At 69.3% G+C, this 26,053-nt stretch carries 27 protein-coding genes; 19 read left to right on the top strand and 8 right to left on the bottom strand.

The genetic code is table 11. The features are described 5' to 3' along the window. The first annotated feature begins 10 nt into the window (after positions 1-10). The 7 genes from mqnP to OG747_RS18445 all read left to right on the top strand — a co-directional run bounded on the left by mqnP (position 11) and on the right by OG747_RS18445 (position 5,262). Positions 11-913: a menaquinone biosynthesis prenyltransferase MqnP gene (gene mqnP / locus OG747_RS18475; RefSeq protein WP_405880426.1), complete on the top strand. Its 903-nt coding sequence runs from the start codon at positions 11-13 to the stop codon at positions 911-913. Positions 914-944: 31 nt separating this feature from the next. Continuing rightward, positions 945-1,628 carry a UbiX family flavin prenyltransferase gene (locus OG747_RS18470; RefSeq protein WP_405880425.1) on the top strand — a complete coding sequence of 228 codons (684 nt, stop codon included), beginning with the start codon at positions 945-947 and terminating at the stop codon, positions 1,626-1,628. A 133-nt stretch (positions 1,629-1,761) separates the two neighbouring features. After that, positions 1,762-2,217 carry an Lrp/AsnC family transcriptional regulator gene (locus tag OG747_RS18465; protein WP_266627400.1) on the top strand — a complete coding sequence of 152 codons (456 nt, stop codon included), beginning with the start codon at positions 1,762-1,764 and terminating at the stop codon, positions 2,215-2,217. A gap of 85 nt (positions 2,218-2,302) precedes the next feature. Beyond that, positions 2,303-3,466 carry an aminofutalosine synthase MqnE gene (mqnE, locus tag OG747_RS18460; RefSeq protein ID WP_405880424.1) on the top strand — a complete coding sequence of 388 codons (1,164 nt, stop codon included), beginning with the start codon at positions 2,303-2,305 and terminating at the stop codon, positions 3,464-3,466. Positions 3,467-3,575: 109 nt separating this feature from the next. Further along, positions 3,576-4,133, top strand: a complete 558-nt coding sequence (locus tag OG747_RS18455) for a GNAT family N-acetyltransferase (RefSeq protein ID WP_405880423.1) — start codon at positions 3,576-3,578, stop codon at positions 4,131-4,133. A 95-nt stretch (positions 4,134-4,228) separates the two neighbouring features. Next, positions 4,229-4,570, top strand: a complete 342-nt coding sequence (locus OG747_RS18450; protein ID WP_405880422.1) for a DUF4229 domain-containing protein — start codon at positions 4,229-4,231, stop codon at positions 4,568-4,570. Between the two features lie 47 nt (positions 4,571-4,617). Then, a complete protein-coding gene (locus OG747_RS18445) occupies positions 4,618-5,262 on the top strand; it encodes a TetR/AcrR family transcriptional regulator (RefSeq protein WP_405880421.1) in 645 nt (214 codons plus the stop codon). Between the two features lie 10 nt (positions 5,263-5,272). Here OG747_RS18445 and OG747_RS18440 read toward each other — a convergent pair whose 3' ends face one another. The 4 genes from OG747_RS18440 to OG747_RS18425 all read right to left on the bottom strand — a co-directional run bounded on the left by OG747_RS18440 (position 5,273) and on the right by OG747_RS18425 (position 7,910). Further along, on the bottom strand, positions 5,273-6,127 hold the full coding sequence (locus OG747_RS18440; RefSeq protein WP_405880420.1) for a MaoC family dehydratase: 855 nt from the start codon (positions 6,125-6,127) through the stop codon (positions 5,273-5,275). A gap of 337 nt (positions 6,128-6,464) precedes the next feature. Continuing rightward, on the bottom strand, positions 6,465-6,809 hold the full coding sequence (locus tag OG747_RS18435) for a hypothetical protein (protein ID WP_405880419.1): 345 nt from the start codon (positions 6,807-6,809) through the stop codon (positions 6,465-6,467). Continuing rightward, the gene (locus tag OG747_RS18430; RefSeq protein ID WP_405880418.1) at positions 6,796-7,050 is read right to left on the bottom strand and encodes a DUF397 domain-containing protein; all 255 of its coding nucleotides are present in this window, start codon (positions 7,048-7,050) and stop codon (positions 6,796-6,798) included. Before OG747_RS18430 ends, OG747_RS18435 begins: the two co-directional genes overlap by 14 nt. Continuing rightward, complete coding sequence (locus OG747_RS18425) at positions 7,047-7,910, bottom strand: helix-turn-helix domain-containing protein (RefSeq protein WP_405880417.1); 864 nt, start codon at positions 7,908-7,910, stop codon at positions 7,047-7,049. The genes OG747_RS18430 and OG747_RS18425 overlap by 4 nt, the downstream gene beginning before the upstream one ends. A gap of 133 nt (positions 7,911-8,043) precedes the next feature. Between OG747_RS18425 and OG747_RS18420 the strand changes: the two genes are divergently transcribed. After that, positions 8,044-8,466, top strand: coding sequence for an ATP-binding protein (locus OG747_RS18420; protein ID WP_405880415.1), 423 nt, complete (start codon positions 8,044-8,046; stop codon positions 8,464-8,466). Between the two features lie 191 nt (positions 8,467-8,657). After that, positions 8,658-10,562 (top strand): AMP-dependent synthetase/ligase, encoded by a 1,905-nt coding sequence (locus OG747_RS18415; protein ID WP_405880414.1) that lies wholly within the window; start codon positions 8,658-8,660, stop codon positions 10,560-10,562. Between the two features lie 115 nt (positions 10,563-10,677). Here OG747_RS18415 and OG747_RS18410 read toward each other — a convergent pair whose 3' ends face one another. Then, on the bottom strand, positions 10,678-10,881 hold the full coding sequence (locus OG747_RS18410) for a cold-shock protein (RefSeq protein ID WP_028805073.1): 204 nt from the start codon (positions 10,879-10,881) through the stop codon (positions 10,678-10,680). Between the two features lie 343 nt (positions 10,882-11,224). On the opposite strand from OG747_RS18410, the gene OG747_RS18405 reads away from it, so the two are divergent. The 5 genes from OG747_RS18405 to OG747_RS18385 all read left to right on the top strand — a co-directional run bounded on the left by OG747_RS18405 (position 11,225) and on the right by OG747_RS18385 (position 16,907). Beyond that, on the top strand, positions 11,225-12,073 hold the full coding sequence (locus tag OG747_RS18405; RefSeq protein WP_405880413.1) for a menaquinone biosynthetic enzyme MqnA/MqnD family protein: 849 nt from the start codon (positions 11,225-11,227) through the stop codon (positions 12,071-12,073). Between the two features lie 105 nt (positions 12,074-12,178). Further along, the gene (locus OG747_RS18400) at positions 12,179-13,939 is read left to right on the top strand and encodes a protein kinase domain-containing protein (protein ID WP_405880411.1); all 1,761 of its coding nucleotides are present in this window, start codon (positions 12,179-12,181) and stop codon (positions 13,937-13,939) included. Positions 13,940-14,222: 283 nt separating this feature from the next. After that, positions 14,223-15,119, top strand: coding sequence for a prepilin peptidase (locus tag OG747_RS18395; RefSeq protein WP_405880410.1), 897 nt, complete (start codon positions 14,223-14,225; stop codon positions 15,117-15,119). A gap of 119 nt (positions 15,120-15,238) precedes the next feature. Continuing rightward, positions 15,239-16,453, top strand: a complete 1,215-nt coding sequence (gene mqnC, locus OG747_RS18390) for a cyclic dehypoxanthinyl futalosine synthase (protein WP_405880409.1) — start codon at positions 15,239-15,241, stop codon at positions 16,451-16,453. 7 nt (positions 16,454-16,460) lie between these two features. Further along, on the top strand, positions 16,461-16,907 hold the full coding sequence (locus OG747_RS18385) for an imidazolonepropionase-like domain-containing protein (protein WP_405880408.1): 447 nt from the start codon (positions 16,461-16,463) through the stop codon (positions 16,905-16,907). A gap of 59 nt (positions 16,908-16,966) precedes the next feature. Here OG747_RS18385 and OG747_RS18380 read toward each other — a convergent pair whose 3' ends face one another. After that, positions 16,967-18,028 carry a chitinase gene (locus OG747_RS18380; RefSeq protein WP_405880407.1) on the bottom strand — a complete coding sequence of 354 codons (1,062 nt, stop codon included), beginning with the start codon at positions 18,026-18,028 and terminating at the stop codon, positions 16,967-16,969. A 391-nt stretch (positions 18,029-18,419) separates the two neighbouring features. Here OG747_RS18380 and OG747_RS18375 point away from each other — a divergent pair, with 391 nt between their 5' ends. From OG747_RS18375 to OG747_RS18360, 4 genes are all read left to right on the top strand, one after another. Beyond that, entirely contained in the window at positions 18,420-18,740 is a 321-nt protein-coding gene (locus tag OG747_RS18375; RefSeq protein ID WP_405880406.1) for a hypothetical protein, read from the top strand. A gap of 19 nt (positions 18,741-18,759) precedes the next feature. Next, a complete protein-coding gene (locus tag OG747_RS18370; RefSeq protein WP_405880405.1) occupies positions 18,760-21,165 on the top strand; it encodes a bifunctional polysaccharide deacetylase/glycosyltransferase family 2 protein in 2,406 nt (801 codons plus the stop codon). A gap of 1 nt (position 21,166) precedes the next feature. Next, positions 21,167-22,516 carry an acyltransferase gene (locus OG747_RS18365; RefSeq protein WP_405880404.1) on the top strand — a complete coding sequence of 450 codons (1,350 nt, stop codon included), beginning with the start codon at positions 21,167-21,169 and terminating at the stop codon, positions 22,514-22,516. Positions 22,517-22,599: 83 nt separating this feature from the next. After that, positions 22,600-23,295: a demethylmenaquinone methyltransferase gene (locus tag OG747_RS18360; protein WP_405880403.1), complete on the top strand. Its 696-nt coding sequence runs from the start codon at positions 22,600-22,602 to the stop codon at positions 23,293-23,295. Positions 23,296-23,707: 412 nt separating this feature from the next. Here the strand turns inward: OG747_RS18360 and OG747_RS18355 are convergent, their stop codons facing one another. Both OG747_RS18355 and OG747_RS18350 read right to left on the bottom strand, forming a co-directional pair. Next, complete coding sequence (locus OG747_RS18355) at positions 23,708-24,040, bottom strand: PASTA domain-containing protein (RefSeq protein ID WP_405880402.1); 333 nt, start codon at positions 24,038-24,040, stop codon at positions 23,708-23,710. Between the two features lie 90 nt (positions 24,041-24,130). Further along, the gene (locus OG747_RS18350; protein ID WP_405880400.1) at positions 24,131-24,637 is read right to left on the bottom strand and encodes a GNAT family N-acetyltransferase; all 507 of its coding nucleotides are present in this window, start codon (positions 24,635-24,637) and stop codon (positions 24,131-24,133) included. Between the two features lie 98 nt (positions 24,638-24,735). Between OG747_RS18350 and OG747_RS18345 the strand changes: the two genes are divergently transcribed. Further along, positions 24,736-26,031 carry a geranylgeranyl reductase family protein gene (locus tag OG747_RS18345; RefSeq protein WP_405880399.1) on the top strand — a complete coding sequence of 432 codons (1,296 nt, stop codon included), beginning with the start codon at positions 24,736-24,738 and terminating at the stop codon, positions 26,029-26,031. Positions 26,032-26,053 lie beyond the last annotated feature (22 nt).

Genomic DNA, 26,053 nt, shown 5'->3' with positions numbered 1-26,053 from the left:
TGGGCGGCCGGTGAGCAGCGCATCCGCCGCGCTCCCGCAGCCGGGGCGTACCAGGGCGTTTCTGCGCCTCGTCATGATCGAGCACTCGGTGTTCGCGCTGCCCTTCGCCTACATCGCCGCGCTGACCGCGATGTTCGAGTGGGACAGGAACATCCACTGGGGCCGGCTGCTGCTCGTCACGATCGCGATGGTCGGGCTGCGCACGTTCGCGATGGCGGCGAACCGGATCATCGACCGCGAGATCGACGCCCGCAACCCGCGCACGGCCCACCGCGAGCTGGTCACCGGCGCGATGAGCGTGAAGAACGCGTGGACGGGTGCGCTGGTCGCGCTCGTCTTCTTCCTGGGCGCCGCCGCGCTCCTGAACCCCCTGTGCCTGGCCCTGGCCCCCATCGCCGTGATCCCGATGGTGGTGTACCCGTACGGCAAGCGGTTCACGAACTTCCCGCAGGCCATCCTGGGTCTGGCCCAGGCGATGGGCCCGGTCGGCGGCTGGCTGGCGATCTCGGGCGAGTGGTCCTGGGACGCCGTCGTCCTGGGGCTCGCGGTCGGCATCTGGATCGGCGGTTTCGACCTGATCTACGCCTGCCAGGACATCGAGACCGACCGCGAGATCGGGGTCATGTCCGTACCGGCGCGCTTCGGCATCCCGGCCGCCATCTGGGGCGCGCGCGGCTGCCACGCCGTCACCACCGCCCTGCTCGTCTGGTACGCCGTCGCCACCGACGCGGGTGCGTTCTTCTGGTTCGGCCTGGTGATCGTCGCGGGCGCCTTCCTCTACGAGCACTCCATCGTGAAGCCGAACGACCTGTCCCGCCTGAACCGCGCGTTCTTCCAAGTCAACGGTTTCATCGGCATCGCCCTGTTCGTGTGTGCCCTGCTCGATCTGCTGGTCCGCGGCCTCACGGTCTGAATCCCGACAGGCGCCGGATACCCTCGACACCATGAAGCCAGGACAGACGCAGCGCCGGCCTTGGATCGTGGGGGTGTCGGGCGCCTCCGGTACGCCGTACGCCGCCGCCGTGCTGCGGGCTCTCCTGGCGGCGGGGGAGAGCGTCGACCTGGTGGTCTCGCGCGCTTCCCGGCTCACGCTGCTCGACGAGACCGGCCTCCCCTTCCGCGACGCCCACTGGCAGGCCGACCTGCGGGAATGGCTGGCGCGGGGCGCGGACGGGAAGCCAGGCACCTTTCACGCCTTCGAGGGGCGCCTCGACGCCGTACGGCACTGGAGCGCCGGTGACCTGGCGGCGGGGCCGTCCTCGGGCTCGTACCCCTCGAAGGGCATGCTCATCGTGCCCGCCTCGACGGCCTGCGTGGCCGGAGTCGCCCTCGGGCTCTCGAAGGACCTGTTGCAGCGGGCCGCGAGCGTGACCCTCAAGGAGGGGCGGGGGCTTGTCGTCGCCGTCCGCGAGACCCCGTTGAGCGGGCAGACGCTGCGTCACCTGGTCTCCCTGGACGACGCGGGCGCCACCGTGCTGCCCGCCTCGCCGGCGTTCTACGCGGGCGCCACGCACATCCAGGACCTGGTGGACTTCGTCGCCGGGCGGGTGCTGGACGCGGCGGGCGTCGAGCACGGGCTGTACCGCCGGTGGGAGGGCGAACTCGGCGGCGGCTCCCGGGCGACCTGAGGTCCGTCCCGGTGTCACCTCGGCACCACTTGAGCACGCACCTCGGCACCACTTGAGTACGACTGAGCAACTACGACTGAGCAACATCGCACCACCCACGACTCACACACTTCAGCGGAAGGCTAGCGATCGCATGGACGCGGTGGACAGGCAGCTCATCCAGGCCCTGAGAGAGAACGGCCGGGCCTCCTACGCGGAGCTGGGGCGCCTCGTCGGTCTGTCGGGACCCAGCGTCACCGACCGCATCAACCGGCTGGAGGCGGCCGGGGTCATCACCGGTTACCGCGCCACCGTCGACTCTGCCTCGCTCGGTCTTGGCGTCATCGCCCTGATCGGCATCTCGCTGTCCGACGCCGCCGACCACGAGGACGTGGCCCACCGGCTGCGGGACCTCAGCGAGATCGAGGACTGCTGGTTCATCGCGGGCGACGACTCGTTCATGCTCAAGGTGCGGGCGAGTGATGTCGACGGGTTGGAGAAGACCATCCGACGGCTGTCGGGGACGAAGGGCGTCTCCCGCACCCGTACGACGATCGTGCTCTCCACGAAGTGGGAGAACCGGGTCGGAGAGCTGCCTGAGGAAGGCTAGGGCACGAAGTGCCTGATGGGGCCCCTCCCGCCCGGAGGGTGGGGGAGTACGGTTGTCAGGATTCGTCACGAGGAGAGGTAAAGGCATGGATGTCGGGCTCAAGCGCGAGCTGGAGGACAAGGTCCGGGCCGGTGAGCGGCTGACCCGCGAGGACGGCATCGCGCTGTACGAGTCGGACGACCTGGCCTGGCTGGGCGGGCTCGCCCACGAGGTGCGCACCCGGAAGAACGGCGACGTCGTCCACTTCAACGTCAACCGCCACCTCAACATGACGAACGTGTGCACCGCGTCCTGCGCGTACTGCTCGTTCCAGCGCAAGCCGGGCGAGAAGGACGCGTACACGATGCGCATCGAGGAGGCCGTCCGCCTCGCCAAGGCGATGGAGAACGACAACCTCACCGAGCTGCACATCGTCAACGGCCTGCACCCGAACCTCCCGTGGCGCTACTACCCCCGGTCGCTCAGCGAGCTGAAGAAGGCCCTGCCGAACGTCTCCCTGAAGGCCTTCACGGCGACGGAGATCCACCACTTCGAGACGATCTCCGGGCTGTCCGCCTCCGAGATCCTCGACGAGCTCATCGACGCGGGGCTCGAATCCCTCACCGGTGGCGGCGCCGAGATCTTCGACTGGGAGGTCCGGCAGCACATCGTCGACCACCGCACCCACTGGGAGGACTGGTCGCGCATCCACCGCCTCGCGCATTCCAAGGGCCTCAAGACGCCGTGCACGATGCTGTACGGGCACATCGAGGAGCCTCGCCACCGCGTCGACCACGTCCTGCGGCTGCGTGAACTCCAGGACGAGACCGGCGGCTTCCAGGTCTTCATCCCGCTGCGCTACCAGCACGACTTCGTGGACATGAAGGACGGAAAGGTCCGCAACAAGCTCCAGGCGCGCACGCAGATGGCGACCGGCGCCGAGGCGCTGAAGACGTTCGCGGTGTCCCGGCTGCTGTTCGACAACGTGCCGCACGTCAAGGTCTTCTGGGTGATGCACGGCGTCCAGACCGCGCAGCTCGCGCTGCAGCACGGCGCGGACGACATGGACGGCTCGGTCGTCGAGTACAAGATCACGCACGACGCGGACAACTACGGCACGCCGAACAAGCTGACCCGCGAGGACCTGCTCGACCTGATCCGCGACGCGGGCTTCCGCCCGGTCGAGCGCAACACCCGCTACGAGATCATCCGCGAGTACGACGGTCCGGACCCGGCGCGCCGCGAGTCGCCGCAGCCGATGCGGGTCTGACGCGGGTCTGACGCGGGTCTGGCGCGGGTCTACGTGGGTCTGGCGTGGGTCTGGCGCTTTGCGGGCCGGCTCCGGTGGCCCCGACCGTCACGCTCTACCCTCGGTGGTTGTGCCACTGACCTTCACCCTGTTCACCCGGGACGCGAAGCCGACCCACCCCCTGCCCGACCAGTTGCTCACCCTCTGGACGGATGTCACCAACGCGGGCGGTGCGGTCGGTTTCGTGCCGCCGGTGACGCCCGCCGACATACGTCCCCGCGCCGAGGCCCACCTTGCTGCGATAGCCGGGGGCCGTACCCAGCTTCTCGCCGGCTTCACCGCCGACGGCCGACTCGGGGCCACCGCGTTCCTCGCCCTCAACGACCACGTCCTCATGCGCCACTGGGCCTGGCTCTACACCGTCATGGTGGACCCCGCCCACCAGGGCCGCGGCTACGGCGCCGAGCTGCTCCGCGCGGCCGAGGACCGGGCCCGCGCCCTCGGCCTGGAGGGACTGCGCCTCACCTGCCGGGGCGGGGAGGGACTGGAAGGCTTCTACGCCTCCTGCGGCTACAAGGAGATCGGCCGGGCGCCCGACGCGCTGCGTGTCGCGCCGGGTGACGACCGCGACGAGATCACGATGCTGCTGCCCCTCCCACGTGTTCCGGGCGTTCCGGGTGAGGACTGAGGCCCCCCTGCACGTTTCGCCGTACCGGCGTGCTTCACTGGACGGTGCCCTTTGGGAACGTTCGAAACGGATTCGGAACGGAAGAGTGGATTGACATGGGCCGCTACACACTGATGCGCCTCGGCGTCTTCGCCGGCTGCCTCGTGGTCGTCTGGGGCCTCGTCTACTCGGGCATCGCCCCGCGTGGCCTGGGTGACTCCAACTACATGTGGATCGCCCTGCTCGCGCTGGTGATCTCCGCGCCCATCAGCTTCGTCGTGCTGCGCAAGGAGCGCGACCGCGCCTCCGTCCAGGTCGTCGCGCGCGTGGACCGCGTCAAGGCCAACCTGGAGCAGAACCGCAACCAGGAGGACGTCGCGGACGACGCGGCCCGTGGCGGCGCGCAGGGTCACGCGCAGGGGCACGCGCAGGGTCACGCGCAGGGCCAGACCTCGTAACGCTCTTCCGCGCCGGGTCGGTGGCGGCCGATCGTACGCTTGCCCGTATGGGTGCAGTGAAGAACAAGCGGATGCCGCGCGCGGTACGTGAACAGCAGATGCTGGACGCCGCCGTGCGGACATTCGGGCAGCGGGGTTACCGGTCCGCGTCGATGGACGAGATCGCCGATCTGGCGGGCGTGTCCAAGCCGTTGGTGTACCTGTACCTGAACTCGAAGGAAGACCTCTTCACCGCCTGCATCCGACGCGAGGCGGCCGCACTGACCGCGGCGGTTCGCGCGGGCGTCCAGTCCGGCCTGCCCGCCGACCGTCAACTCTGGGAAGGCCTGCGGGCGTTCTTCACGCACACGGCGGAGAACCCGGACGGCTGGGCGGTCCTGCACCGTCAGGCACGCACGCACGGGGAGCCGTTCGCGGCCGAGGTCGCCGCGATGCGTGAGGAACTCGTCGCGTTCGTCACCCAGTTGATCGTGGTCGCCGCGCGCGAGGCACACCGGGACCCGTCCCTGCCCGAGCGGGAGGTCGCCGGGCTCGCCGAGGCCCTCGTCGGCGCCGCCGAGTCCCTCGCGGCCTGGGCAAACGCCACGCCGGGCGTTTCGGCGAGGCAGGCGGCGGCGACGCTGATGAACTTCGCCTGGGCGGGCCTGGGCGACCTGATGGAGGACCGCCCGTGGTCGCCCCCGCAGGACTGACACCTCACCCTCACGCAGATGCCGCGGGCCGGGGCAGGGACCGTACCTCACCCACCAGATGCAGCCGGTCCGAGCCGCCGCCGCGCAGCTCGAACGCGGGGCCGTCGGCGGCGTAGGTGACGGTGCCCGGCAGCAGAACGGGTGCCTTGAAGTCGGCACGTACGCGCACCGCGTCCTGGGGGCCGTGTTCGGCGAGGCAACGGGCCACCGTCCACATGCCGTGGGCGATGGCACGGGGGAAGCCGAAGAGGCGGGCGGTGAGGGGGTGCAGGTGGATGGGGTTGCGGTCCCCTGAGACGGCTCCGTAGCGCCGCCCGACGTCACCGGCGAGCCGCCATTCGGCGCGGACGGGAAGGGGCTTGCCGCCGTCGGACTCGTGCCGGGGCGTGGACGTTGGCCGCGTGGTTGTCCGATGCCGAGCGAGATAGGTACTCCTCGACTCCCACACCAGTTCGCCGTCGACCCGTGCCTCGGTCACGACGCGGGCCTGCGTCCCACGACGATGAGGTTCCAGCTCCGCGACGCGCACGGCGAGTTCGTACGCGCCCGTGGCGGTCAGTGCACGCCGCTGGGTGATCTCGATCGAGGTGTGCACCAGCCCGAGCAACGGCAGCGGAAACGAGCGGCTCGCCATGATCCGCATCGCGAGCGGAAACCCGAGCACATGCGGATACGTCACCGGCAGCGCGTCCGCCCCCGTGGCGAACCCGCAGACCCGCTCGTACGCGGCGAGCCGGGCGAGGTCGATATGGACGCCGGGGAGGACGAGGCCGGTCGGGGGGACGGGGGCGTCCGGGCGGGGTCGCTTGAAGGGGGAGAGGAGGGCGCCTTGGGCGAGGAGAGGGGTCAGGTAGCGGTCGGCCATGGTCCAGCTCCCTGCTCGGATGTATTTACTCCGGAGTCAGGTTACCCAGGGTAAGGCCACGTCAATACCTGCCGGGACAGAGGGTCACCACGGCCGGAGTGGCCGCCGTGATGAGGAGTGCGATGGTCAGGCGCAGGAGGTGCATGGACCGAGGGCGCCCGGCTGGTGCGGCGGGCGGGATGTGACACTCGGCGTCGAAGTGTCACATTTTCGCGAGGGATGGTCGTGCCGGCGGGCCTCGGTGGAGGACTGCACCGCTCACCTTCGAAGGCCCGGTATCCCTTGAGCTAGCGGGTCGGACGGTGTCGCAGGCACGCGAAGAGTTCCTCGCGGCCGCTCACACCCAACTTGCGGTAGACGGCTCCCAAGTGGTCGTTGACGGTGCCGTACCGTCCGGTGCCCGGCGCGCGGTGGCCGTGATGTTGCAGACGGGGCTGAGCAGGGCCTCGTGGTCCAGCTTCGGGGGGCCCGGGGGGCCCGAGAGGCCCGTTGGTCTGTCGTCGGGTGCGGGCAGACACTCGTACAGCCAGTCCTGTACGCCGGGACTCGCCGCCTTGACCGTGTCGTCCCGGCCCACGACCACCACCCCGGGCGGGCCCTGGACCGAGTGCCCGATCTCGACGGACAGGGCTTCGCCGAGTTCCGCCGCGTTCGTCGCGTCGTCCGCGTCAGGTGTCCGCAATCCCGGGCCCGGAGGTAAGGAAGGCGGACCAGGTGGTGGGGGAGAGGGTGAGGTGGGGGCCGGTGGGGTTCTTGGAGTCGCGGAGGTGGATGGCGCGGGGGCAGACGGCGACCTCCACGCAATCACCGCCCTCACCGCTGCTGTAGCTCGACTTCCGCCAGGTGTAGGCGACTTCGAGACAGTCGCCGCCCTCGCCGTCGCTGTAGCTGGACTTGAACCAGTTGAGTTTCTCGGTGCTCACAGTTTCTCCAGCTTCTCTTCGATCAGGGCCCGGGACTCCATGGGGTTGAGCGCCAGTGCGCGCATAAAACCATAGCGGTCGGCGATCTTTCGGACCTCTTCTTGATCGGTGATCAGCCGGGGGTACCCCTGAGCCTCCGTGTACGCCACCTGCGCGTGCCTCTTGGGGACCAGCATGTTGAACGCGCTGTCCAGGTTGGGGTGTTCCTCCCGGTAGGTCGGCATCACCTGGATCTCGACGTTCCGCATGCTGCCGACGAGCAGCAGCCGCCGCAGCTGCTCCTTGTGGACGTGCCGTCCACCGAGCGGCCGGTCCAGTACGACCTCTTCGAGTACGTAACTCACGATGGGCGGCGGCCAACGGTCGAAAACCTGTTGGCGGGAGAGCCTGTCGGCGATCCGCTTCTCAATGGTCTCCTCGCTGAGGAAGGGGCGCCGTTTGCTGAACACGGCTCGGGCGTGATCCTCGGTCTGAAGAAGCCCGTGCATCGCGTGGTTGCAGTAGTGGTGCAGCTCGACAGCCTCCGCCTCCATCCCGGCGTATCCCCGATACCACTCCGGATGACGCGTCCGCGCCTTCTTCATCGCCTCCTTGACCTCGGGGATCGCCTGCTTCAACAGCCCCCCGGCATCAAGGAGTTCGTCCGCCCTCTCCAACAACTCGGGCCGAGTCACCCGTACGCCCCGCTCCATGGCGGAGATCGCGTCGGGCCCGTACCCCACCGTCTGCCCGAACTCCTTCTGCGTCAGTCCCGCCCGCTCACGCAAGAGCTTCAGCATCTTGCCGAGTGCCGTGAACAAGCCCGTCGTTCCCTCGGCCTCCGCCGGAGTCTCCGGCCTCCGGTCGGTCTCTTCCGTCACGCACGCCACCGCCTTCACACGCTCACCGTCACGGCCGACAACCCGCACACCCCGCGCACCGCACCCGTACGGCTACGCAGCGTCGCCGGGTTGCTCCTGGTCAGCGTAGGACGAGCCGACCACGCTCTGTGATGTGAACTCTCGAATCTCCACCCCCACCGACGAACTGATCCAGCGCCTCAGCTCCACCCCGCGCGGCGCCCGCCTGGCCCGTCGCCTCACCGCACACCAACTCGCCGCGTGGGGATACCCGCACGACAGCGACGCGAACGACACCGCACAGCACGTCGTGGCCGAACTCGCCGCCAACGCGGTCACCCACGGCCGCGTACCGGGACGCGACTTCGAACTCCGCCTGCTGCTCCTCCCGGAGGGCACCCTGCGTATCGAGGTGAGTGACACGCGCGGTGACCGGCAGCTGCGGTTCGGCGCGGGAGAGGTGGACGGTGAGGGAGGGCGGGGTCTGGTCATCGTGGCCCTGCTCGCCCCTGTCTGGGGCGTCGCGGACCGCCTGGTCGGCAAGACGGTATGGGCCGAACTTCCTTTGAAGGCTTAACATTTACCCGGGGTAACCCGCACCTCGCCCACCTCAAACACCCACAAACCCAACACTTCGGCCCCGTACGATCCTGGTCACCCCTGCCTCGCCTGAACCCCCCATGGCCCGGGGCCGTATGAGGCTTCTGAGGCTTGGCGCCCTCACCCCGCCTCACGCCCCCTGGTCCCGGCAGACAAGGAGCCGCCCCCGTGTCCAGCCCGTACCACTCCGACCCATCCGTCCCCTCCCTCGTGGAGCCCGAGATCAGGCGGCTGGACGGAGTCGTGCGAGAGGTGTCCGTGCCACCTTTCGTCGGCCAGGTCACCCACGGCTCGCTCGCGGACATCCCGTTCGACAACGCGACCGTGGCCCCGAACGAGGCGGTCCTCAGCAGGAAGAACGCCGACGGCGACTGGGAGGACGTGACCGCCACCGAGTTCGCCGCGCAGGTGCTGGCCGTCGCGAAGGGGCTGATCGCCGAGGGCCTGGCCCCCGGTGACCGCATCGCGATCATGGCGCGGACGACGTACGAGTGGACGCTGCTGGACTTCGCGGCCTGGGCGGCGGGTCTGGTCACCGTCCCCGTCTATCCCACCTCCTCCGTCTTCCAGGTCCGCTGGATACTCCAGGACTCGGGGGCCGTCGCCCTCGCCACGGAGACGGTGGCGCAGGCGTCCGCGCTCGGCCCGGAACGCGACCGGATTCCCGACCTGCGGCACATGTGGGTCTTCGAGAAGGGGCACGTGGAGCGGCTGGCCGAGCTGGGCCAGGACATCCCGGACTCGGAAGTGGCGGTACGCCGTGGGGTGTTGGGCCCCGACACGCTCGCCACCCTCATCTACACCTCGGGCACGACCGGCCGCCCCAAGGGCTGCGCGCTCACCCACGGCAACTTCTTCGCCGAGATCGACAACGCGATCGAACTGCTCTACCCGATCTTCAAGGCGAAGACCAAGGACGCCGCGTCGATGCTTCTCTTCCTCCCCCTCTCGCATGTCTTCGGGCGGATGGTCGCGGTCGCCTGTCTGCGGGCGCGGGTGCGACTCGGTCACGCGCCGAGCCTGCGTACCGAGGATCTGCTCGCGGACCTGGCGAGCTTCAGGCCCACCTTCCTGCTGGCCATCCCGTACGTCCTGGAGAAGGTGTTCAACACCGGCCGGGCGACCGCCGAGAAGATGGGCCGCGGGTCCTCCTTCGACCGCGCGGCGCGCATCGCGTGCAGTTACGGCGAGGCGGTCGAGGCCCAGCAGCACGGCACCGGCTCCGGGCCCTCGCGCTCCCTGCGCGCCGCCCGCGCCCTCTACGACCCGCTGGTCTACCGCCGTATCCGCAACGCGTTGGGCGGCAAGGTCCGGTACGCGATCTGCGGCGGCTCCCCGCTCGGCCGCCGCCTCGCCGCGTTCTACGCGGGCGCCGGCATCGAGATCTACGAGGGCTACGGCCTGACGGAGGCGACCGGCGCCGCGACGGTGACGCCCCCGCTCAAACCCCGGCTGGGAACGGTGGGCTGGCCGATCCCCGGCACCCGGGTACGGATAGCGGGCGACGGCGAGATCCTGCTGGGCGGCGAGCAGATCTTCCGCGGCTACTGGGACCCGCACGCGGGCGGTGTCGTCGACGCGGCCCCCGACGGCTGGTTCGCGACCGGTGACATCGGCGAACTGGACGACGGCGGCTACCTCACCATCACCGGCCGCAAGAAGGAGATCCTGATCACCGCGGGCGGCAAGAGCGTGGCCCCCGCGCCCCTGGAGAACTGGCTCCGCTCGCACCCCCTGATCGCCCAGTGCATCGTCCTCGGCGACCGCCGCCCGTACGTCACCGCCCTCGTCACCCTCGACCAGGACGGCATCAACCACTGGCGCCAGATGATCGGCAAACACCCCGTACCCCCGGAACTCCTCATGGACGACCCGGAGCTGAACGAGATCATCCAGCGCGCGATCGACGAGGCCAACAAACTCGTCTCCCGCCCCGAGTCCATCCGCCGCTTCGCCGTCCTCCCGGTGGACTTCACGGAACTGGCGGGCCATGTGACCCCCACCATGAAGCTCAAGAGGGCGGCGATCGAACGGGACTTCAGCGAGGAGATCGAGGAGCTGTACGTGCGGTAGGGCATAGGACGCCCCCCCCGCACAAAGGCAGGAGCCCCGCGACCGGCTGGCGCGGGGCTCCTTGGGTACTGCTATTCGTTCCGGATCAAAGCATTGGGCTCATGGAGCCGAAGGCTTAGATCGGGGTGACGTTCTCCGCCTGCGGGCCCTTCGGACCCTGCGTGACGTCGAAGGAAACCGACTGGTTCTCTTCGAGAGAGCGGAAACCGCTCGCGTTGATCGCGGAGTAGTGGACGAAGACGTCCGGGCCGCCGCCTTCCTGGGCGATGAAACCAAAGCCCTTTTCGGCGTTGAACCACTTCACGGTTCCGGTAGCCATAAGCCCTCCTTGGGCCCAAAGGGTTGCCCTGCTCCAGAACCTGCGATTGTGTAAACAACTGCATACGTCTGAAAACGACGAGAGCCCGCGGTCACATGCTCCGCAGGCTCTGTACTGCAAGGGAAACCAAACTGCAACTTGCGGCGAGCCTAGCACGCAGGCAGCCGAAAGCAATAGGGGGAAAGATCACGTCACCCGGATGTTTGACCCGCAAGGCGGATGGGTTGACGTGGTGGTGTCGACTGGCTGTCGCAAGGGTTGACACAAGAGGGCGGAAGGGTTTCAGAAACCACACGGGCACCCTGGAGACTGCACCGTACCTCATGGGGTCTAGCCTCGCGATGTGGACAATTACCGCACCCGGCCGCGCGTCGGCCACATCCAGTTCCTGAACTGCCTGCCCCTCTACTGGGGGCTCGCGAGAACGGGCACGCTCCTCGACTTCGAGCTCACCAAGGACACCCCGGAGAAGCTCAGCGAGAAGCTGGTACAGGGCGACCTCGACATCGGGCCCATCACGCTCGTCGAGTTCCTCAAGCACGCCGACGAGCTGGTCGCCTTCCCGGACATCGCGGTCGGCTGCGACGGCCCGGTGATGTCCTGCGTGATCGTCTCGCAGGTCCCGCTAGACCAGCTGGACGGCGCCCGTGTCGCGCTCGGCTCCACCTCTCGTACGTCTGTCCGACTCGCGCAGCTGCTGCTCGCCGAGAGCGTGGGCGTCCAGCCGTCGTACTACACGTGCCCGCCCGACCTCAGCCTGATGATGCAGGAGGCCGACGCCGCCGTACTCATCGGTGACGCGGCGTTGCGCGCCAACCTCCTCGACGCCCCGAAGTTCGGCCTGGAGGTGCACGACCTCGGCACACTGTGGAAGCAGTGGACGGGCCTGCCGTTCGTCTTCGCCGTGTGGGCGGCCCGGCGCGACTACCTGGAGCGCGAGCCGGTCGTCACCCGCAAGGTGCACGAGGCCTTCCTCGCCTCCCGGGACCTCTCCCTCGACGAGGTCTCCAAGGTCGCCGAGCAGGCGGCCCGCTGGGAGGCCTTCGACGAGCAGGTCCTGGAGCGGTACTTCACCACGCTCGACTTCCGCTTCGGCGGCCCGCAGCTGGCGGCCGTACGGGAGTTCGCCCGGCGGGTCGGTTCGACCACCGGTTTCCCGACAGATGTGAAGGTCGAGCTGCTGACGCCCTGAGACGACGAGAGTCCTGAGACGACGAGACTCCTGGGGCTCGGGCGCGCGTACGGAACTACCCTGCTGGGCAGTGCGTCCACTGCGTACGGGGGAGGTGTGAGCGTCATGCAGCCGCTCGGAGTCGACGAACCCACGGTCGTGGGGCCCTACCGGCTGCTCGGCCGGCTGGGTTCCGGCGGCATGGGGCGGGTGTACCTGGGCCGCAGCGCGGGCGGCCGTACGGTCGCGGTCAAGATCGTGCACCCGCACTTCGCGCTCGACGAGGAGTTCCGCGCCCGCTTCCGCCGTGAGGTCGAGGCGGCGCGGCGGGTGGGCGGCGCCTGGACGGCCCCGGTCCTGGACGCGGACCCGGAGGCGTCGGTGCCCTGGGCCGCGACCGGGTACGCGGCCGGTCCCTCGCTCGCCGCCGCCGTCGCGGACGCCGACGGTCCGCTTCCGGCGCATTCGGTACGGGTGCTGGGCGCGGGCCTGGCCGAGGCGCTCACGGCGGTCCATGCGCTGGGCCTGGTCCACCGGGACGTGAAGCCCTCCAACGTCCTGCTGACCCTCGACGGCCCCCTGCTCATCGACTTCGGCATCGCCCGGGCCACCGACGGCACGGCCTCCCTCACCTCGACGGGCGTCTCCGTCGGTTCCCCCGGATACATGTCGCCCGAGCAGATCCTCGGCAAGGGGGTCACGGGCGCGGCGGACGTCTTCTCCCTGGGCGCGGTGCTGGTGTACGCGGCGACGGGCGAGTCCCCGTTCCCCGGCGACTCCTCGGCCGCCCTCCTCTACAAGGTGGTGCACGAGGAACCCCGGCTCGGCTCCCTGGAGGGGGAGCTGCGGGAACTGGTGGCGGCCTGCCTGGCCAAGGACCCGTCCGGGCGGCCGACCCCGGGCGAGGTGGCCGCGCGCCTCGCGCCCGAGGGGGCGGCCCGGCTGGTGACGGCGGGCTGGCTGCCGGGTCCGCTGGTGGAGCAGGTCAGCCGCAGCGCGGTGCAGTTACTGAACCTGGAGGCGACGGACGCGACGCCGTCCGGGCCCGTGGGGTTCAGCAGCCCTTCGGTGGGCGCGGACGCCGACGTCGAGGCGCCGGTGAATCGCGGGGCGTTCGGGCCGCCGCCCGCGATGCCGACGTCCGCGATGCCGCCGCCCGAGATGCCGACGTACGTACCGCCGCCGTACGTAGCGCCGACGTATGGACCGCCGACGTATGTACCGGGGCAGCGCGAGGTACAGGACACCGTCGCGCCGCCCGCCGACCCACCGGGCAAACTCTCCGTCAGCCTGGCCGCGACCTCGGCCCCCACCGCGAACGGCCGTGGTCGCAGACTGAGTTGCACGGTCGCGCTGGCGGTCGCGGGCGCGCTGGCGGCGGTGACGGTGGGCTCGGTGTTCCTGTTCCGTCTGCTGCCGGGCGGCGGTGACGACGACACGGCTTCCAGCGGCTCCGGCTCCGCGGCGAGCCCTCCGGCGGCGAGCCGTCCGACGGCGACGCCGAGCGCGTCCGAGTCGGCCGAGCCGCCGCTCGGTTCCGTGCCCGCGCACTACCTCGGCACCTGGGAGGGCGACGCCTTCGCACTGAGCGGGAAGCTTCCCGCGGGCACGTTCCGCGTCACGCTCCACCAGGCCGCCGTGGGCAAGGAGGTGGGCACGTTCCGGTCGACCGACCTGATCGGCGGCGTCTGCGACGACGTACTCGTCCTGAAGAAGGCCACGGAGAACCAGCTCACCGCGACGAGCATCGCCAAGACGTCCAACCCCAGCACATGTACGACGGGCAGCCACGAGGTGCGGCTGACGCCCGCCGGGGGCGACCTCAAGTACGAGACGGACAACCCGGACGCGGGGAATCCGGTGGCGCGCATGTCGAAGGTCGAGTAGCCGAGGGCAGCAGCCGGACGATCCAAGGGAGTTGGGCAGCTACCGGTTGCTTCGGAGACTCGGTGCTGCTGGCCGCCGACGGGCCGCGCGTCATCGACTTCGGTATCGCCCGCGCGGTGGACGGAAACCGTATGACGCAGACGGGAGTTGTCGTCGTCGGTGAACAACAAGGACCCCGGCGAGCCCTGGCGGATGGCTCTCGGCGGCAACCGCCTTCTGGTGACCCATGATTACGAGATCCATGCCCTGCCCGCGGTGTGACGCCGCTGCGTAGGGTGGGCCCGTGGACCTCGATCTCTGGTCGATCCGGCCTCTCTGGCTGACCGCCGTCGCCGCGCTCTGGGGTGCGGCGACGGGGCTGCTGGTGCCGCGCGCCGCGTACCGGTTCGCGGTGCGGCCGGACGAGGCATGGCGCGACCGGTGTCCGCGGGGGCACGCGATCACGGGCGCGGCGGGCGGCTGGCTGGGCCTCGCCCGCTGCGCCACCTGCGCCTACTCCGTTCGTACGGCCCTGTCGGCATCCGGCGATACGTCGTTGCCGGCGCCCGGCGACGCGGGGCGCGAGACCTCTGACGACGCCCGGCCCCCGTATGGCTATGACTACGGCTACGGGTACGGGTACGGCCACGGGTACCGCTACGGCCCCGGCGCACTCCTCACCGCCCTCACCACCGCGCTGGTCTGTGCCGGCCTCGCTCTTGCCACCGGTGCCCGTCCCGAGCTGGCCGTCTGGCTGCTGCTCGCGCCCCTAGGCGTCCTGCTCGCGGCCGTGGACTTCCGCGTACAGCGATTGCCGGACGTGCTGACCCTGCCGCTCGCGGGCCTGGCGCTCGCGCTGCTGGGTGCGGTGGCCGTGGTACCCGAGCATGCGGGGGAGTGGTCGACGGCGCTGTTCGGATCGCTCGCGCTCGGCGGCGCGTACTTCCTCCTCTTTCTCATCAATCCGCACGGGATGGGCTTCGGGGATGTGAAGCTCGCGCTGGGGCTCGGGGCGGTGCTCGGCTGGTACGGGTGGGGGACGGTGGTGCTCGGCACCTTCGCCGGGTTCCTGTTCGGTGGTCTGTACGGCCTGGGGCTCGTCCTCGCGCGGCGCGCCGGGCGGAAGACGTCCATCCCCTTCGGACCGTTCCTGATCGCGGGGGCGTACGTCGGGCTCCTGATCGGGGCGTACGCGGCCTGACGTCGGGCTCCGGGCGGGGCTGGCGTAGGCTGGCCAGGTCCGCCCACCCGTCTCCCACCACCACCCTTGTTTCGAAGCGCTTCGCGCCTGTTTGATTCCTTACGAAAGGGACGCTCCCGGTGACCGAGAAGGCCGACCTCACGTCTTTTGATGTCACAGCCGTCCTCGACCGTGCGGCCGCGGGCGGGCGGATCACCCCCGAAGAGGCGCTCGTCCTCTACCGCGACGCCCCGCTGCACGCGCTGGGCGCGGCCGCCGACACGGTACGCCGCCGCCGGTACGCGGGCACCGAGCACATCGCCACGTACATCATCGAGCGCAACATCAACTACACGAACGTGTGTGTCACGGCGTGCAAGTTCTGCGCCTTCTACGCGGCTCCCAAGGACACCGCCAAGGGCTGGACCCGCGACCTCGACGACATCCTGCGCCGCTGCGCGGAGACCGTCGAGCTCGGCGGTACGCAGATCATGTTCCAGGGCGGACACCACCCGGACTACGGCGTCGAGTACTACGAGAAGCACTTCGCCGCGATCAAGGCCGCGTACCCGCAGCTGGTCATCCACTCCCTCGGCGCGTCCGAGGTCGAGCACATGGCCCGTATCTCCAAGGTGAGCGTGGAGGAGGCCATCCAGCGCATCCACACCGCCGGCCTCGACTCCTTCGCGGGCGCGGGCGCCGAACTGCTTCCCGAGCGGCCGCGCAAGGCGATCGCCCCGCTGAAGGAGTCCGGCGAGCGCTGGCTGGAGATCATGGAGACCGCGCACGGGCTGGGCGTCGAGTCGACGTCCACCATGCTCATGGGCACCGGCGAGACCAACGCCGAGCGCATCGAGCACCTGCGGATGATCCGTGACGTGCAGGACCGTACGGGCGGTTTCCGCGCGTTCATCCCGTACACCTACCAGCCCGAGAACAACCACCTGAAGGGCCGCACGCAGGCCACGCTCTTCGAGTACCTGCGGATGATCGCGATCGCGCGCCTCTTCCTCGACAACGTCGCCCACATCCAGGGCTCCTGGCTGACCACCGGCAAGGAGGTCGGCCAGCTGTCCCTGCACTATGGCGCGGACGACCTCGGCTCGATCATGCTGGAGGAGAACGTCGTCTCCTCGGCGGGCGCCAAGCACCGCTCCAACCGCATGGAGATCATCGACCTGATCCGCAAGGCCGGCCGCGTGCCCGCCCAGCGGACCACGACGTACGAGCACATCGTCGTCCACGACGACCCGGCGAACGACCCGGTCGACGAGCGGGTCATGTCCCACATCTCGTCCACCGCGATCGAGGGCGGCACGGCGCATCCCGAGCTGAAGCTGCTCGCCTCCAACTAGCGCCGCCGTGCTGACGATTCACACCGCCGACGAGCTGCGGTCCAGCTGGGACGCGGAGCCGGTGAAGGACGGCGCGGTGGCGGTGGAGGGCACCCGGGTCGCGGGCATCGGACCACTGGACGCGCTGCTGGAGCGTTTCCCGGGGGCGCGGGTGCGCAGGTGGCCCGGGGTCCTCGGGCCCGCACTTGTCCACGAGGGCCCACTGCCCGAGGCGCCGTCCCCACGGGAACGCGTTCACGCGGTGCTGAAGTCGGGCGCGGTGGCGGTTCTTGAGGGGCATGTCGACACGCCGGAACTCCGAGCCGCGGCCCAGCGAAACGACGTCGTCGTCCTGCCCCGCACCCGGCCCACGGCGATCGTGGACCAGGGCCGGGCCGACTTGGCGGTCTTCGACGCGGACGGAGCGTGCATCGCGACGGTGTGCGCGGGCCGCTTGGTGCACAGACGCCGCTGAGTTCTGGAGCCACTCCGGCCCGTGGATCAGGAGTCGGCCCGTGGATCAGGAGTGCCCGCTCACCCGGCGAACGCCTCCGCGAACGCCCCAGAACTCTGTGTCACCCCACTGCAATTGGTGGCCGCATTGTCCGAGGAAGCGTTATCGCTCGAACACTGCTGGTCCCGGAACGTCGACCACATCGACACCCAGGCGATCTTCTTCGACTCGGCAAACGCCCGCACCTGCGCCGCGTCCGAGAGGCTGAACGTCTCATTGGCCACGTCGTTGTCCCCGATCATCGAGGTCAACGCGAGTCCCTGCCAGGCCCCCGCGCTGGACAGCCCGAACACCTTCTGCAATTGATCATGGGATGCCTTGGCGGACGTCTCGGCATAGTCGCCCATGTCCCCGGCGTACGAAGTCCCGTAATTCATGGTCATGATGTTGACGGTGGAGACCGTCACGGAGTTGTCGTTAGCGGACTCCAGCAGCGCGAGGCTGTCGGAGTCCAGCCCGGACGGCATGACCGGCAGCGTGAAGGACACCTTCAGGTCACCGCGCTCCTTCTGGAGCAGCGCGATCGCCTTGGAGCGCAGCGCGACCGACGCGGAGTCGGTCAGCGCGTCCCCCTCGATGTCGAAGTCGGCCTGCGTCGACCCGGCGGCGTCGAGCGCCGCCCCGTAGGCCGCCGCGAGCGCGCTCGCGCTGTCGCAGACCTCCGCCAGCTCCTTGCCGGACGCCCCGCCGAAGGAGACGCGCACGCTCGCGCCGGACTCCTTCAGCGCGGAGATCCGGGACTTCACGGCGGCCTTGCCGATGGCGTCCGTCCCGTTCCACTTGGCCGTGCAGTTGGTGCCGTCGGAGATCACGAAGGCCAGGTTGTACGTGGCCGGAGATCCCTTCGAGTCCATGGCGGAGGCTTCCGTGGCGCTCACGTAGGGCGCGTACGAGGTGCTGGACGAGGTGCTGGACGAGGCCTCGGCCTCGGAGGTCTCGGGGGGCGCCGCACTCGTCCGCGGGGCCTCGGAGGTCTGCGTGGGCGCCGCATCCGAGGCGCCCGCACCGCCGGAAGAGCACCCCGCCGCTGCCAGAGCAAACAGGCAGGTGAGCCCGGCGGCCGGCCTCATAAAACCCGTCATTACGCATGCACCCGCTCTCGTGATTTCTGTCTCAGGACCGAAACAAATTGCGATTCGGGAGTTCCAAGGTGGCACATCCGAAGGGGATTCCTGAATACAGGAATTGCATAGGTGACCCATGGATAGGGGCGCTCGAATCGGATAAGTCGGGTCATGAAGCGGGGCATAAGGTCAATATATATCGACCCTGGGCTGCGCGGATGTTCAAGGATTCTCTCAGGAAATGGACAGCTTGGGCCAAGTTTCATGGGCGCCTCACATGAGAACCAGAGAATTGGCCACACAAAGGCGCCCTAATATCCGGGGAATGCAATCCGAGTCAGCCATCGAAAACAGCGCCCAAGTGCGCGGCCGTCGCCGCAAACGCGGCAACGGGTCCGGAGAGGGGCCCGTGTTCGTTGACAGCTCTGGGCGCAGAGCCCGTCTGCTGCGCAGAATCGGCATGCTCGTCGGAGCCGTCTGCCTCGGCTACGCGGTCGTACTCGTGATGGCCTTCATGGGCGTGGGCACCTCGCTCAGCCCGTCCTCACTGTTGCCGTTCGGCGGCGGCCAGGCCGGCTCCGCGCCCGGCGGCGGCTTCCAGCGGCAGGGCGGCGTGGCCCCCACCGGCAAGCCCACCGGCACCCCGCCGTCGGGCCTGTCCACCGGCGCGGCCCCCTCCTCGGCCTCTTCCTCGGCCCCGGCCTCGTCCGCCTCCACCGGCGCCAACTGACCGGAACGGACCCACCTCCATGACTTCGACGACGCCCTCGCGCGGCCGCCGACGTGCCCCCTCCAAGATGGAGCGGGCCGCAGGCAAGGCCGCGGCGCTGCAGAGACCGCGTGTGATCCTCGCCCTGCTGCTCCTGTTGGGGCTCACCAGCGTGATGCTGCTCGACGGCTATCTGCGTTCCGAGATCGGCAACGACGCGCGGGTGCGCGACGGCGCGGCCTACGACAAGGTGCCGCAGAAGATCCTCGACGGCGGTCCGCTCCTGACGTTCAACAGCGGCAACGCGAAGACCCAGTCCATCCCGAAGAAGACCATCGCGCTCACCTTCGACGACGGTCCGACCCCGACCTGGACCCCGCAGATCCTCAAGGTCCTCGAGGACAACGACATCGAGGCCACGTTCTTCATGGTCGGCTCGATGGTCTCCCGCTACCCGGGCGTCGTGAAGGACCTGGTGAACCAGGGCAACGAGGTCGGCATCCACACCTTCACCCACGTCGACCTCTCCTATCAGAGCTCGGCGCGGCTCAAGCGCGAGCTGGCCCAGACGCAGCTGGCGCTCGCGGGCGCGGCGGGCATCACGACCACGTTGTTCCGGGCCCCGTACTCGTCGGAGATCAACGCCGTCGACAACTACAGCTGGCCCGTCTACAAGGAGGTCGGCGGCCTCGGCTACGCCAGCGTCTTCGTCGACACCGACAGCGACGACTGGAAGAAGCCGGGCGTCTCGAAGATCGTCCAGTGGGCCACGCCGAAGAACAACAAGGGCGCCGTCGTCCTCATGCACGACGCGGGCGGCGACCGCTCGCAGACCGTCACGGCGCTCGACAAGTACATCAAGCAGATGAAGGCGAAGGGGTACTCCTTCACCACCGTCAGCGGCGCGATGGCGAAGCTGAACGGGGCGCCGAACGGCGCCGGTCGGACGGCCGCCACCGGTTCCGGAGGGGCCGTCGAGGCCGGCGTCGGACAGACCGGTGCGCAGACCGGTATGGAGACCGGTACGCAGAGCGGTGCGCAGACCGGTGCGGTGGGCGGGCAGCCGGGCGGCACGCAGTCCGCGCCCGGTTCGAGCTCCGCCGGCAATTCGAGCTCCGCCGGCAAGGTGAACGTCGAGCAGTCCGGCCAGCAGAAGGCCACCGGCGCCACCCTCTACGAGGGCAAGGCCCTTATTTACGCGGTCGCGGTCGCCGAATGGGTCCTGCCGCTGCTGTCCTGGCTGCTGCTCGTCGTCGGCGTCTCCGTCATGGGCCGCTTCGGGATGATGCTGCTCCTCGCCCGCCGCCACTACAGACAGCGCAACAAGAAGCGCGGCAAGGGCGGCAAGTTCAGCTGGGGAACGACGGTCACCAGGCCGGTGACCGTGATCGTGCCCGCGTACAACGAGAAGGAGTGCATCGCCAACACGCTCCACTCGCTGGCGAAGAGCACCCACCCGATCGAGATCATCGTCGTCGACGACGGCTCCACGGACGGCACCAAGGAGATCGCCGAGTCGCTGGGCCTTCCCAATGTCCGGGTCATCCGCCAGGAGAACGCGGGCAAGCCGGCCGCCCTCAACAACGGCGTCCGCAACGCCAGTTACGACATCGTCGTGATGATGGACGGCGACACCGTCTTCGAACCGGATGCGGTGCACCAGCTCGTGCAGCCCTTCGCGGACCTGGAGATCGGCGCGGTCGCGGGCAACGCCAAGGTCGGCAACCGCGACACCGTCATCGGGGCCTGGCAGCACATCGAGTACGTGATGGGCTTCAACCTCGACCGCCGCATGTACGACCTGCTGCGCTGCATGCCCACCATCCCGGGCGCGATCGGCGCGTTCCGCCGCGATGCGGTGCTCGGGGTCGGCGGGATGAGCGAGGACACGCTCGCCGAGGACACCGACATCACCATCGCCATGCACCGCGCGGGCTGGCGGGTCGTCTACCAGGAGCACGCCAAGGCCTGGACGGAGGCGCCGGGTTCGCTGAAGCAGCTGTGGTCGCAGCGCTACCGCTGGTCGTACGGCACCATGCAGGCGCTGTGGAAGCACCGCAAGTCGCTGACGGACAAGGGCCCGTCGGGCCGCTTCGGGCGCATAGGCATGCCGCTTGTCGTGATCTTCCAGATCATCACCCCGGTCCTCGCGCCGCTCATCGACGTGTTCACCATCTACTCGATGATCTTCGTGGACTTCTGGGCCTCACTGCTGGCCTGGCTGGCGGTGCTGGTCGTCCAACTCGTCTGCGCCGCGTACGCGTTCCGCCTCGACCGTGAGAAGTACCGCTACCTCGCGATGCTGCCGCTGCAGCAGCTCGCCTACCGTCAGATGATGTACCTCGTCCTGATCCACTCCTCCGTCACGGCCCTGACCGGCGGTCGCCTCCGCTGGCAGAAGCTCAAGCGCACGGGTGAGGTCGGGACCCCGGCAGGAGTGAGCTGACATGAGCTGGGGCTCGGAACAACAGGGGTACCAGGGGTACCAGGGGTACCAGGGGTACCCAGGGCAGCAGGGATACGAGTACGGGCAGGGCTGCGGGCACCCCGTACAGCCCGTCCCGTACGAGCAGCCGTGGCAGTACACATCCGAAGAACCGCAAGCCGCGTCGAGCACCATTCAGATGGACCCGGTTCCGGCTGGGCCCCCGCCTCCCACCCCTCCGTCCGAGCCCGAACCGAAATCGGAACCGGAACCGGAACCGAAATCGGAACCGGGACCGGGACCGGGACCGGAGTCCAAGCGCGAGCCCAAGCCGAAAGCCGGCGGACGCGACCGTTACTTCGACGCGCTGCGTGCCTTCGCGCTGGTCCGCGTCGTGGCGTACCACACCTTCGGCTGGGCCTGGGCCGGCATGGTCTTCCCGTCGATGGGCGTGATGTTCGCGCTCGCCGGCTCGCTGATGGCCAAGTCCCTTGAGCGCCCCGCGTTCAAGGTGGTCAAGAGCCGGATGCGGCGACTGCTGCCGCCCTTCTGGTTCTGGGGCTTCTTCGTCGTCCTGGCGATGCTGATCCACGACTGGATGCCGGGCTGGCAGATCGTCTTCTGGATCGTGCCGGTCGGTGACCCGCCGGGCAACCAGTGGGGCATCCAGGCCTGGGAGATCCTCTGGTACCTGCGGACGTACCTCTGGTTCGTCCTGATGTCCCCACTGCTCCTGAAGGTCTTCCGCAAGGCCCCCCTTCCGGTCCTGTTCCTCTCCCTCCTTCCGATCCTGGTCTTCCAGTACGCCTGGCAGCCGCCGTACAACCGCTTCGGCAGCGGCCTGACGGACTTCGCGACCTTCCTGTTCTGCTGGCTGGTCGGCTTCGCGCACCGCGAGGGCGTGCTCCAGCGGCTGAAGCCGGCCCTGGTGATCCTGGCGTCGCTGGCCCTGCTGGCGTACGGCGGCTGGTACGCCTTCGCGCACCAGGCCGAGTTCGGTACGTACGACCTGGACGAGGTCCCGGTCGCGCAGACCTTCTGGTCGGCCGGGTTCGTGACGCTCCTGATGTACTTCAAGGCGTACTACAACGTCGACTTCGCCTGGCTCGCCCGCTTCAAACGGCTCGACCGGATCGTGACGATCTTCAACGGGCGGGCGGTGACGATCTATCTCTGGCACGAGATCGCGCTGGTGCTCGCCGTCCCGCTGACCGACCAGTTCTGGAAGGTGCCCGCCTTCGAGAAGTGGCTGCCGCTGGAGAGCCAGTGGTTCATGTTCGGCGTCGGCTGGGTGCTGATCTGGATCGCGATCCCCCTGGTCGGCTGGGTCGAGGACGTGGCCGCCAAGAAGAAGCCGAAGCTGCTGCCCTGACAGGGGTCCGCAGGCGTTGCCTGAGACCGGCGTACGGGCCGGGCGCTGGAGAGTCGCCCGGCTCGTACTGCCACAATGGGACCGTGACCCGCGCATCCCTGGACAAGCAGCCGCACGAAGTCGCCTCGATGTTCGACGACGTGGCGGAACGGTACGACCTGACGAACGACCTGCTGTCGCTCGGCCAGGACCGGGTGTGGCGCAGAGAGGTCGCGAAGGCGGTCGACGCGCGCCCCGCGCAGAAGATCCTGGACCTGGCGGCCGGTACGGCCACCTCCTCGCTCCCCTTCGTGCGCACAGGCGCCTACGTCGTCCCCTGCGACTTCTCACTGGGCATGCTCCGGGTCGGCAAGAAGAACCACCCCTGGCTGCCGCTGACCGCGGGCGACGCGACGAGGCTGCCCTTCAAGGACGACACCTTCGACGCGGTGACGATCTCCTTCGGGCTGCGCAACGTCCAGGACACCGACACCGCGCTGAGCGAGCTGTACCGGGTGACCAAGCCGGGCGGCCGGGTCGTGATCTGCGAGTTCTCGCACCCCACCTGGGCGCCGTTCCGCACGGTCTACACCGAGTACCTGATGCGCGCGCTGCCGCCGGTCGCCCGTGCGGTGTCCTCCAACCCCGAGGCGTACGTCTATCTCGCCGAGTCCATCCGCACCTGGCCCGACCAGCCCGCGCTGGCCGAACGGCTGCGCAAGGCCGGCTGGTCGAAGGTGGCATGGCGAAACCTGACGGGCGGCGTGGTGGCCCTGCACCGAGGCTTCAAAACCGCCTAGCGGACCACCTGAACCTGAGCCCCGGTCTCACGGGAGCCCCGTCTCACCCGACCACCTGGCGCACCCGACCACCTGGCGCACCCGACCACCTGGCGCACCCGAGCTCCTGGCCGACCGGGTCGCCTGTCCCACCTGAGCGTCTCTGATTGGCTTAGTGATCCCAAGTGCTGCCGGGTGCAAGCCCATCGCCTTCGTGCCCTGGTGCTGACGGCAGGAGCCGTCAGCCCGCGTGGCACGTCCCTCCGGATGCTCGTCGGCCCAGCCCGCACAGCTATGGGGCCGAGGAGGGTGCCCTACGTCGCCTGAGCGCCGGGCCTGCGCGTGACAGCCTGGCACAGGCCCGTTACGGATCGCTCATCCGACCGGAGAGCCTCCGTCTCACCTGAGCCTCCGTTTCACCTGGGCCTCCGTCTCACCTGAGCACCTCGAACGGGTCCCCCGGCTCGTCGAGCTCACGGCGCATTCCGCCCGACGGCGGCCGTGGCAGCCGCGGCTCCCGCACCCCCGCACCGCCCTCCGCGTCACCGAGGTCGAACCAGACGGTGACCACGGCCCCGCGCGGCACCTCGGCCCCGGGCGGCGGAAATTGGCGTACGACGTAGTCGACGACCGTGAGATGGAAGTCGGGCCGATCGGGCGCCACGAGCAGCACGCCTTGCGCCTCGGCCGTCTCGCGTGCGTCCACGGCCATCAGGCCGATGAGCCGCGGCACGCGCACTTCGGGTGTCTCGGGTGTTATGCGCACAGACGTCACCCCCAGCGGTACCGGAAGGGTAAGCCTGGGCCGGGCCCTTCCGGAAGGCGTCAGGGAGCTCGCCCGCAGGGGTGAGGCCCGTCAGAGGGCGAGCCGGTAGCAGTGCGAGGGTTCGTCCAGCGTCGGGTGGGTGAAGACCTCGGCCAGTTTCATGCCGACGCGGCGGGTTACGGCGACGGACCGCTCGTTGCCGGGCCTGACCATGGCGACGACCCGGGAGACACCCGCCGCGCGGACCCGCTCCAGGGTGGTGAAAGCGGCGGCGGTGACATACCCCTTGCCCCAATGTGCCCGCCCGAGCCGCCAGCCGATCTCGATCTCGCCCCTGGGTCCCCACTCGCGTGGCCACGGCTGCGCGCCGGTGAAGCCCAGCACCTCGCCCTGCGAGTCGACCATGGTCCACAGGCAGAACCCGAGTTCTGCGTCGTGCCGGCGCTGCCGTGCGGTGAGTTCCTCATAGGCGGACAACTCGGCCGCCTTGCCGCCGTGGAACTCCATGACCTCCGGGTCGGCGAAGATCCGGTGCCAGGCGAAGGCGTCCTCGTCGGTGGGGACACGAAGGCGTACGTCGGGGAGAGCTCGGTTCACGGGGCAGCCCTTCAGCCGGGTGATCAGTACCGCTGCATAGACTGCCCATGTCCAGTGCCCGTCAGCACGCAGATTTCGAGTCTTGGGGAGACCCCGCCGTGACCGAGCCCCAACCCCTCTCCGAAAACACCGCAGATGTGATTGTCGTCGGGGCGGGACCAGCCGGTTCCACGACCGCGTACTACCTGGCGAAGGCCGGACTCGACGTCCTGCTCCTGGAGAAGACCGCGTTCCCGAGGGAGAAGGTCTGCGGTGACGGACTGACCCCGCGCGCCACCAAGCAGCTCGTCTCCATGGGCATCGACATCTCCGAGGAGGCCGGCTGGCTGCGCAACAAGGGCCTGCGCATCATCGGCGGCGGCGTCCGCCTCCAGCTGGACTGGCCGGATCTCGCCTCCTACCCCGACTACGGTCTCGTCCGTAAGCGGGACGATTTCGACGAGCAGTTGGCACGGCAGGCGCAGAAGGCGGGCGCGCGGCTGTACGAGCGCTGCAACGTCGGTGCCCCGATCATCGACGACCGCACGGGCCGTATCACGGGCGTGCACGCCAAGCTGGGCGACGCGGGGGAGAAGCGGGAGGTCACCTTCCATGCCCCGCTGGTGGTGGCGGCCGACGGCAACTCGACCCGCCTGTCCCTGGCGATGGGCCTGCACCGCCGCGAGGACCGCCCGATGGGCGTCGCGGTCCGTACGTACTTCACGTCCCCGCGCCATGACGACGACTACCTGGAGTCCTGGCTGGAACTGTGGGACCGCCGGGGCCCTGAGGACCGTCTCCTGCCCGGCTACGGCTGGATCTTCGGCATGGGCGACGGCACCTCGAACGTCGGCCTCGGCGTCCTCAACACCTCCGACTCCTTCAAGGAACTCGACTGGCGCGAGGTCCTGAAGGCCTGGTGCGCCTCGATGCCGGAGGACTGGGGCTACACGCCCGAGAACATGACCGGCCCGATCCGCGGGGCCGCCCTCCCCATGGCCTTCAACCGCCAGCCGCACTACACGAAGGGTCTGCTGCTGGTCGGCGACGCCGGCGGCCTGGTCAACCCCTTCAACGGCGAGGGCATCGCCTACGCCATGGAGTCCGGTCAGATCGCCGCGGACGTCATCGTCCAGGCCCACGCCCGCTCGACCCCCGCCCAGCGCGAACTGGCCCTCCAGCGTTACCCCCGCGTCCTCAAGGACACCTACGGCGGCTACTACACCCTCGGCCGCGCCTTCGTGAAGCTCATCGGCAACCCGAAGGTCATGAAGATCGCGACCCAGCGGGGCCTGACCCACCCGATCCTCATGAAGTTCACCCTCAAGATGCTCGCCAACCTGACCGACCCGACCGGCGGCGACGCGATGGACCGCATCATCAACGGCCTGTCCAAGGTGGCCCCGAAGGCGTGACGCCGTGACGGGCCCTGGCGGG

The organism is Streptomyces sp. NBC_01384 (genome assembly GCF_045040035.1).
GTDB lineage: Bacteria > Actinomycetota > Actinomycetes > Streptomycetales > Streptomycetaceae > Streptomyces.
The sequence above is the reverse complement of the archived record's forward strand: the minus strand, read 5'-3'. Positions and strand labels throughout refer to the sequence as shown.